Origin of the sequence: Methanobrevibacter sp. (genome assembly GCF_045539575.1) — an archaeon.
In the GTDB taxonomy this organism is placed as follows: domain Archaea; phylum Methanobacteriota; class Methanobacteria; order Methanobacteriales; family Methanobacteriaceae; genus Methanocatella.
Map to the genome: position 1 here is coordinate 20,656 of NZ_JAZQFM010000039.1, position 7,567 is coordinate 28,222.

The window sequence follows — 7,567 nt, forward strand, 5'->3', positions numbered from 1 at the left end:
TTTAACCGATTTTAAATATCATTTTTTCAATTCAGCTAAATTCTCTTTTAATAGTTTATATATGTTTTCAGCACCGATGATTTCATCATCACTGACGTTCCAGCTTGAAGGGTACAATATGAACGGCTTGGATTGATCTCCGCCGACTCCTCCGTGGCTTCCAACCAATTCTTCAAATGCACATACCTCGTCAGCTTCCTCATCATAAAAACTGTTAACCAGGATGTCAGGTGTATGTTCAAAGGAACTGGTTCTTTTAAGATGTCTGACAATATGGTCTCCAAATCCTTCAAGAGGGTTTTCACCATCAATTTCATCGCTATCAAGGTAGTATGTTCCGTTTTTTCCAATAGCCATGTCTCCATGTTCCTGGGATCTGACTAGAATAAAACCAACATACTCATTATTTACAATGCCAGGTATCAGTTCAGGGAAATAGGTATTAAGTTCTTCATATGTTAACCTGTGGCTCCATTGTGTCAGATAAATCATTGCAAGGTTACCTGAAGCCAATACGATCACTTCGGAATCACTTAATTCCTTTGCCTCTTCTTTTTCTTTCTGAATCTTTTTATTTTTTCTTGCAAATGGAGTGTAGTCTCCTACAAAATGGTCATCATTTGAAGTCATTTTTGCAAACACAGTCATGTCTTTAGGAAGTAATGATTTTACGAAGTCCTCAAAGGTTTGTCCGTATCTTTGGGTAAATGTAGCACCGTTTGTCTGACCGTGGTCTGATTGAATGACAAACTGATAATCCCTAGGGGAGTACTTATTTGCATCAATCAGGTGTTTAATCTGTTGGTCCATTTGTCTCAATGCTATCCATGCGTCACTGTCCCTGACTCCTGAGTGATGAGCTATTTCATCATAACCAAGATATGTTGAGTATGCAACATCAACATCTCCAACCATCATGTCTCCGATTAAGGTTGAAGTGTTGATTTCCCTCATGAATACGTTTGTTGCGGCTCTTGTTGGGATGTATACTATTCCACGCTTTATTCTTGGCCTGACGTTCCTGATTGAATGGGTTATTTGTGACCAGATTTCACGTATGATGTCTCCAAGAAAGAGGGCGATAATACGTGCAAAATTACTTGGATTGGAAAATACTGAGTACCATGCCTTATTGTACAGTTTTCCAAAGTCCATTATCTTACTGAATGTAAATATTACGTTGTCGGTATCTCCTGAGAATAGGTTAGACCTGCTTGCTCCATTATCCACGAGCAATCCGTTTCCATCTGAAATCCTCTGTTCCAATTCAGGCACTTTGGTGATTCCTGAACATTGCATCATCTGATTGCCGTTGCTTTTTTCAATCCATCTGAATGCAACAATGCCTTCGTTATTTCCATGAAGGATTCCTGCCTGGCTTGCACCGGTTTGGGAGGATAAGTCAGTTTCCCACATTCTAAGATTGTACTCTTTGCTGTCAATCATTTCCTTGACGGTAGGCATGTCTCCCCTTTCGACCGCTTCACACAAAACCTTGTGGGCAAGTCCGTCAACTTCAACAATTATTAATCCCGGATAATCTTTAATATCAGCTTTTCTTTTCTTTTCAGCATCTCTTAAAACAGCCCTGTAATATGAACTGTCGTCATTAATGGTTATCAGTGCTGACAGTATTGTTGTAACGGCAGCCATAGCCACTGGGGCGAGAATGATTGCACCGCCGTGTATGGTTATTCCAAACAATGGTGCGAAAAACTGAAGCAGAAGTCCGTTTAATATTAATGTACCTATACCGAAGGTCAAAACCAGAAACGGCATTGCTATTCTAGTCAGAACAGGCCAAAGAATTGCATTTACTAAACTGATAAACAGTACTAAAAGGGTAATGCTGCCGAATTGACTAACCTGCACTCCTAATTCTAAATAAGCTATCAAATATATTCCCAAGACATTTCCAATAAATACGATTAAGCTTCTTTTCAAGCTCCTTTTTGGGATTTCTTTTCCGTTAATAATTTCCATAGTAATCAGCCCTCTTCATTCATTTAAATATCTCATTGTGTTATATCGGTAATTTCCCGGTGTATTGCTCTATTTCAGATTTGGCATTATCTAAATCGACTCCTGTTTTTTCTTCCACTGTGGATTTGACATTAGTTAAATTGATATTGTCAGTATAATTGCTGGCCTTGGATTGCAAATCGTCAGTGAACTGTCCCACTTTTGCAATGGTATTGTTTACAGGGTCCTGTTTGTGGAAGACATTTTTGTATTTCACTGATTTGGCCATATGTACTGCTATATCCTTGTTGTTGCTGCAGATTAGGATGTTGTCGTGTGTTGTTTCATTGGATAGTGGTATGCAATAGAATTTGCCTTTATAATTTACCTTGATGATGTCAAATATGTGAATTTCTATTAAATCCTCTGCATTTATCACATAACATTCAAAACCATCAATATTCTCCTTTTCTCCATTTTTTATTATCTTATTTGCGGCATTAAAGCCCATTTCACTTACTTTAATAATACTTTGGTCTTCATAACTATTGTATGTAATTAATACTCCATTGTTCCAATTCCAAAGTTTTGCACTCTCAATTTTCCCATTGTATTTAGTTTCATTGGCAGGAACTTCTATACTTGTTCCGTTTGGTGTTATTTCAATTCTTTCATAATTTACGGTAGTCAATACTACAAAAAGAATTCCCGCCGCAATGATTAGAATTATTATCGCGATTATAATTATTTTTTTATTATCCATTAATACTCCCTCATTATTTTTTTGCGAGTTGTATGTAATTTTTTTGGACAAAATATGCTGATTGTAGATTATAACTATCAAATTTGAATAAAACAATCCAAAGTTAATTAAAGTTTGTGTTTTCTTGTATAAAAAATTATTATATGCTTAAATAATTTTTTTTTTAAACAAATTTAAATATCTCTTTTTCAATAAATAATAACTGTCCATTTTTATGGGTATAAAAATTTAATAGGTGTTAAAATGGAAGTAATGGATTTAATTAAGGATGCTTTTTTATTTCCATCAAAAAACCCGAGAGTGTTATTGATTTATATTATTTTAGCGATATTAGTCGGTGGACTTTCCACTACAGGAACATTAATTTATGCATTAGGCTTTGTTGTTCCTGAAGGTTTTTTATGGGGTGGATTAGCAGTTGTAATCGCAATGGTAATCGGCTGGGTGATGTCAGGTTATTTAATCAGTGTTATTAAATCCGGAATTGATCTTGATGATGAGGTTCCCGAGTTTGTATGGTGGGACAATTTCATCACAGGTTTCGATAATTTCATTGTCTCAATCGTTTACTTTATAATTCCTGCTTTTATCGTCGCAGTTGTAGGATATGCTACAAATATTTACGGAAATATTATGACAGTTGCTATGGCAATTGTTGCAGAAGCACAAGGTGCTTATTTGGGAACTTCTGTCATTGCATATGATGCAATAGCTCAAGCAATGGTTAACTTGGTATTTGCTTTAGCTACTACTATCTCAGTTGCAGTAGTTTTATTTGTAATCTTTTCATTCCTACAGACTATGGCTGAAGCAAGGTTAGCGAATACCGGCAGTTTAAGTGAAGCTTTGAATGTTTTTGAAGCGGCAAAAGACATAAAAAGAATTGGTGTTGCAAAAGTAATAATAGTAATATTATTAATTTTTGTAGTTGTTGCTGTTATTGAGATGGTTTTATCAGCTGTTTACAGTTATGTGCCATTTTTATCAATTCTTTCAGTTATCGTAGGCCCATACTTAGTATTCTTTGCTCAAAGAGCTGTTGGATTATTATATTCTGATATAGCTTAATATTTTAAGCGATACTTTTTTTTCTTTTTTTGAATAAATGTTAAACTGTCATTAAATCGCTTTTTTTTAAATAAAAATCAGTTAAAAGTAATGTCGATAGATTTAATGAAAAATTTTTTTAAAAAAAATAATTATAAGCAATCAAAAGATTGCTTATCTGCCTTATTCTGAAACGTATAATCTTACACCTTGGATGATTAAGGATACGCCAATAAGAATTGCAGCATAAAGCGGGTTAGTAAGTGAAAGTCCTCCGAGGGCAAATGCTATAATACCTAAAAGGATAATCAATATTGAAGCGATTTTTGACATTCCGGTTGTAAACAATCCAGCAATACCTAATAAGATTATCACGATACCGATAATATAGAATTGTATACCTAAAAGGAATGACAATGCATCGATTTGGAATATGAACAATAAACCAAATATTACTGCTAGAATTCCAACAATTATATTGAATGCGGAAAATCCGCCAAATATTGATGCTATACCTAAGAATATTAAACTTACACCAATCATGACTGATACTAATCCTGAACTAAGAACAGGACAAATTATAAAAATTAATCCTAAAATTATGGATAGTATTCCGGTCATTTTATTAGATTCCATGTTTTTTCCTCCATTTTTGTTAGATTCACTTTTGTGAAAATTTTAAAAATTCAAAAGCAAATTGTGCTTTCATAATATAATTTATTTTTGACAGATATTAACTTTTGGCTTTGCAGTTATTATTTGTAGTGAAGACAAAAAAGTTTATTGTATATCCTACTGTATTCAATGTTTTAGGTCAATGGACATACATTTTAGGACCTGTATTCTTTTTGGTAGTGTATATGGCTGGTCTTACAAGCATATTGTCCATGATTGAACCACTGTCCTTTTCAGTACAGAATAAGTTTGGTCTGTCAAGAAAAAGGACAATGACAGTCCTGATTATTGTTGGTGCTGCTGTTTCAATGATTTTTGCCACATCATATGGTGAAAGTTTAATTGGATTTGTTGACACTTTTGTCAATCAGATTGCAGTATTGTTGGCAATTATTTTTGAGTGCATCCTCTTTGCATGGATATTCAAGGCCGAAAGCCTCATTGATTTTTTAAACGCCAGAACCAAAACAATTAAAATTGGTGGATGGTGGCTTGCAATTGTGAAATATATCCTTCCGATAGTTCTTGCTGTAATATGGATTGGAGGTCTGTTTGAAGTTGTTAGTGCGGGAACTTTTGACCAGCTGATAATCACAGTCATCTCAGCGGCGATACTGGTGATTGCAAGTTTAATGTTCACTATTTTACCCTCTAAGAATTCTGACTGGGATGATGTTGAAGAGAGGATTTAATTCTCTTTTCAGGTTTTTTATTTTTCTTTCTATTTTTCCGGTTGTTTGTAATATTATGGATATAAATAAAAATTCTTCTGCTATAAAAACAAAAAATTAAATACTAACAAGTTACAATTGAATAAATGTATATGGAATTTTTACATATTATTACATTTTTTAATATATGGTGTGATAATGTATAAAATTTCAAATTAGATTTTCAAAGATATCATCTTAATGAGAAAATTAATCTTAAAAAAAAGTCGGCAAATCAGAAATAGGGGCAAAATATGGATTTATTAAATTTTGGCATGAGAATTTCCGTTTCAATAGTACTTTTTCTAGTATTGTTCTTCATAACAAGATTTATAATAAAACAAGTGAAAAATTCTTCCTTTAAATTGCTGAATCCTACTGAATATCTTCCTGAAGAGGAAGTCCAATCACTGAAACAATTTTATTACCTGATGATGGTATTGCTCATATTCATTCTTATCATTAATTTCTTTTTTGACAATGACATAATATTAAGCAATAGCCCTCGTTTTTATGATTTGCATTCTTATTTAGATATTATTGTTTCAGTATACATTGCTTCTATTATTTATGATAAGTCCCGTAAAAGTTTAGTTCTGATATTTTTCCTAATCCCAATAGCTTCATTTTCATTTTTATTCTTTGGAGATTCTTTCATCGAATTTTGGGACTTTGTACGTATTCCGGCATTATTATATTTAATGAAAGTCTTTTATGGTCAATTTCAGAATTACACCACTAAAAACAGATTGAATCTTTCAATAGTTCTGTTATTTTTAATACTTTTTATCAGCATTAACGTTACAATGTTTATCGAAAATGAGGATCCGTTAAATGCAATTGTAATGGTTTCCAATGCTTTTACAAGTAACGGTTATGCAATCCTGGGTGACACTACCGGAGGTAAAATCAACAGTATTGTCTTGGTTTGGAGCGGATATATACTATCAGGTGCGGCCACTGCGACATTGACTGTAGGTATATTAATGCGCCGTTTTAAAAGCAGACTCGATAGCTACGATAAGAAACTTGATGAACTGCAGGAGTCACTCAATGAACTTAAGGGCAATGATGAGAAACTTGATGAACTGCAGGCATCTATCAATGAACTTAAAAAATAACTGTTTTTTCGTTAATTTATTTTATTCTACCGTGTTTTTCTTGAACTACCTCGACCTTGGAAGAGGTCGAGGATTCTTACTTCACGGGCAGGTACTTTTCCACGAAAGTAGTATTACCGTGCTATCCCCCCAGTCCCTGAGGTTCATTTTATTTTTTTCTTTAAGAAGTCTGAATCCTTCTTGTTTGATGTTTTTTGCTGCGTTTATGTCTCTGTCGTGTTGTGTTTTGCAGTGTGGGCATGTCCATTTTTTTTCGTCGCCTAGATCTTTGTTGTAGTATCCGCATACGTTACAGTTTTTGCTGGATGGGTGCCATTGGCTTATTTGGATGAATATTTTATCGTACCATTGGCATTTGTATTTGATCATTTCCAATAGTTTGTACCAGCTGATATTTTGTAGTTTTTTGCTATAATCGGTTTGTTCGAACATTTCGCGTATGTCTAGTGTTTCCATACAGATTAGGTCGTATTTTTTGACTAGGTAGTGGCTTAATTTGTGGTATGCGTCTTTTATGCGGTTGTTTTTTCTTTTTATCCATTTTCCTAGTGTTTTTAGTGTTTTGTTGTAGCGGGTGCTGTTGTATTTTTTTCGTGATAGGCTTTTTTGGTATTTTTTAATCATTTTCTCCTCTTGGCGTGTGTCTAAATTGGCTATCTTTAGTCCGTTGCTGAGGGTTGCTAATGTTCTCATACCAAGATCAATTCCCACAATATTATAAGTATAATCCATTGTCTCTACATTTGTTTCGATGTTGAAAACTGCATAAAAGTGACCGTGCTCCTTTTTAATTGTTACATTGTTGATTTTAGATTCTTTTAGTAGTTTTTTATAATGTTTGCTGGTTCTGTAATGTACTTGTCCCAATTTTGGTAAAACAATTATATTGTCCTGTATTTTGATATTATTGTTGTTTTGTATTCTGAAGCTATGTTTTGGATTCTTTTTGGATTTGAATCTAGGATAACCAGATGTATTGTTGAAGAATCTTTTAAATGCCTGTAATAGGTCACGGAAAACCTGCTGCAAACTGCTTGACTCACTTTCATACAAGAATGAATATTGTGTTTTCAGCATATTCAACATTGTATTGAATGTTTTTATGTTGCATTGTAACTTTGTGTATCCTTGTTTTTTAAACAATTCAAATGTTTCCTGATATTCCTGTAATAATTTATTCCAAGTAAACCTGGCATTACCAATATTCTGATTAATTTTATCCCTCATACTTTCATCAGGATACAATTTAACCACAATACCTTTATTAACAGTATTATATTCAGAAAACA

At 33.5% G+C, this 7,567-nt stretch carries 7 protein-coding genes; 3 read left to right on the top strand and 4 right to left on the bottom strand.

Annotated features, from left to right (window positions below):
• Positions 1–18: 18 nt before the first annotated feature.
• Both ACKI30_RS05480 and ACKI30_RS05485 read right to left on the bottom strand, forming a co-directional pair.
• Entirely contained in the window at positions 19–1,983 is a 1,965-nt protein-coding gene (locus tag ACKI30_RS05480; RefSeq protein ID WP_407410584.1) for a phage holin family protein, read from the bottom strand.
• Positions 1,984–2,023: 40 nt separating this feature from the next.
• Positions 2,024–2,725, bottom strand: coding sequence for a hypothetical protein (locus tag ACKI30_RS05485; RefSeq protein ID WP_407410585.1), 702 nt, complete (start codon positions 2,723–2,725; stop codon positions 2,024–2,026).
• Between the two features lie 306 nt (positions 2,726–3,031).
• On the opposite strand from ACKI30_RS05485, the gene ACKI30_RS05490 reads away from it, so the two are divergent.
• On the top strand, positions 3,032–3,793 hold the full coding sequence (locus tag ACKI30_RS05490) for a DUF4013 domain-containing protein (protein WP_407410587.1): 762 nt from the start codon (positions 3,032–3,034) through the stop codon (positions 3,791–3,793).
• 162 nt (positions 3,794–3,955) lie between these two features.
• Here ACKI30_RS05490 and ACKI30_RS05495 read toward each other — a convergent pair whose 3' ends face one another.
• Entirely contained in the window at positions 3,956–4,408 is a 453-nt protein-coding gene (locus tag ACKI30_RS05495; protein ID WP_407410589.1) for a DUF308 domain-containing protein, read from the bottom strand.
• Between the two features lie 128 nt (positions 4,409–4,536).
• Here ACKI30_RS05495 and ACKI30_RS05500 point away from each other — a divergent pair, with 128 nt between their 5' ends.
• Together ACKI30_RS05500 and ACKI30_RS05505 are read left to right on the top strand one after the other, a co-directional pair.
• On the top strand, positions 4,537–5,139 hold the full coding sequence (locus tag ACKI30_RS05500; RefSeq protein WP_407410591.1) for a hypothetical protein: 603 nt from the start codon (positions 4,537–4,539) through the stop codon (positions 5,137–5,139).
• A gap of 272 nt (positions 5,140–5,411) precedes the next feature.
• Positions 5,412–6,278 carry a hypothetical protein gene (locus ACKI30_RS05505; RefSeq protein ID WP_407410593.1) on the top strand — a complete coding sequence of 289 codons (867 nt, stop codon included), beginning with the start codon at positions 5,412–5,414 and terminating at the stop codon, positions 6,276–6,278.
• 81 nt (positions 6,279–6,359) lie between these two features.
• On the opposite strand, the gene ACKI30_RS05510 is transcribed toward ACKI30_RS05505, so the two are convergent.
• A partial coding sequence (locus ACKI30_RS05510; RefSeq protein ID WP_407410595.1) for an RNA-guided endonuclease TnpB family protein occupies positions 6,360–7,567 on the bottom strand: 1,208 nt, incomplete at its 5' end.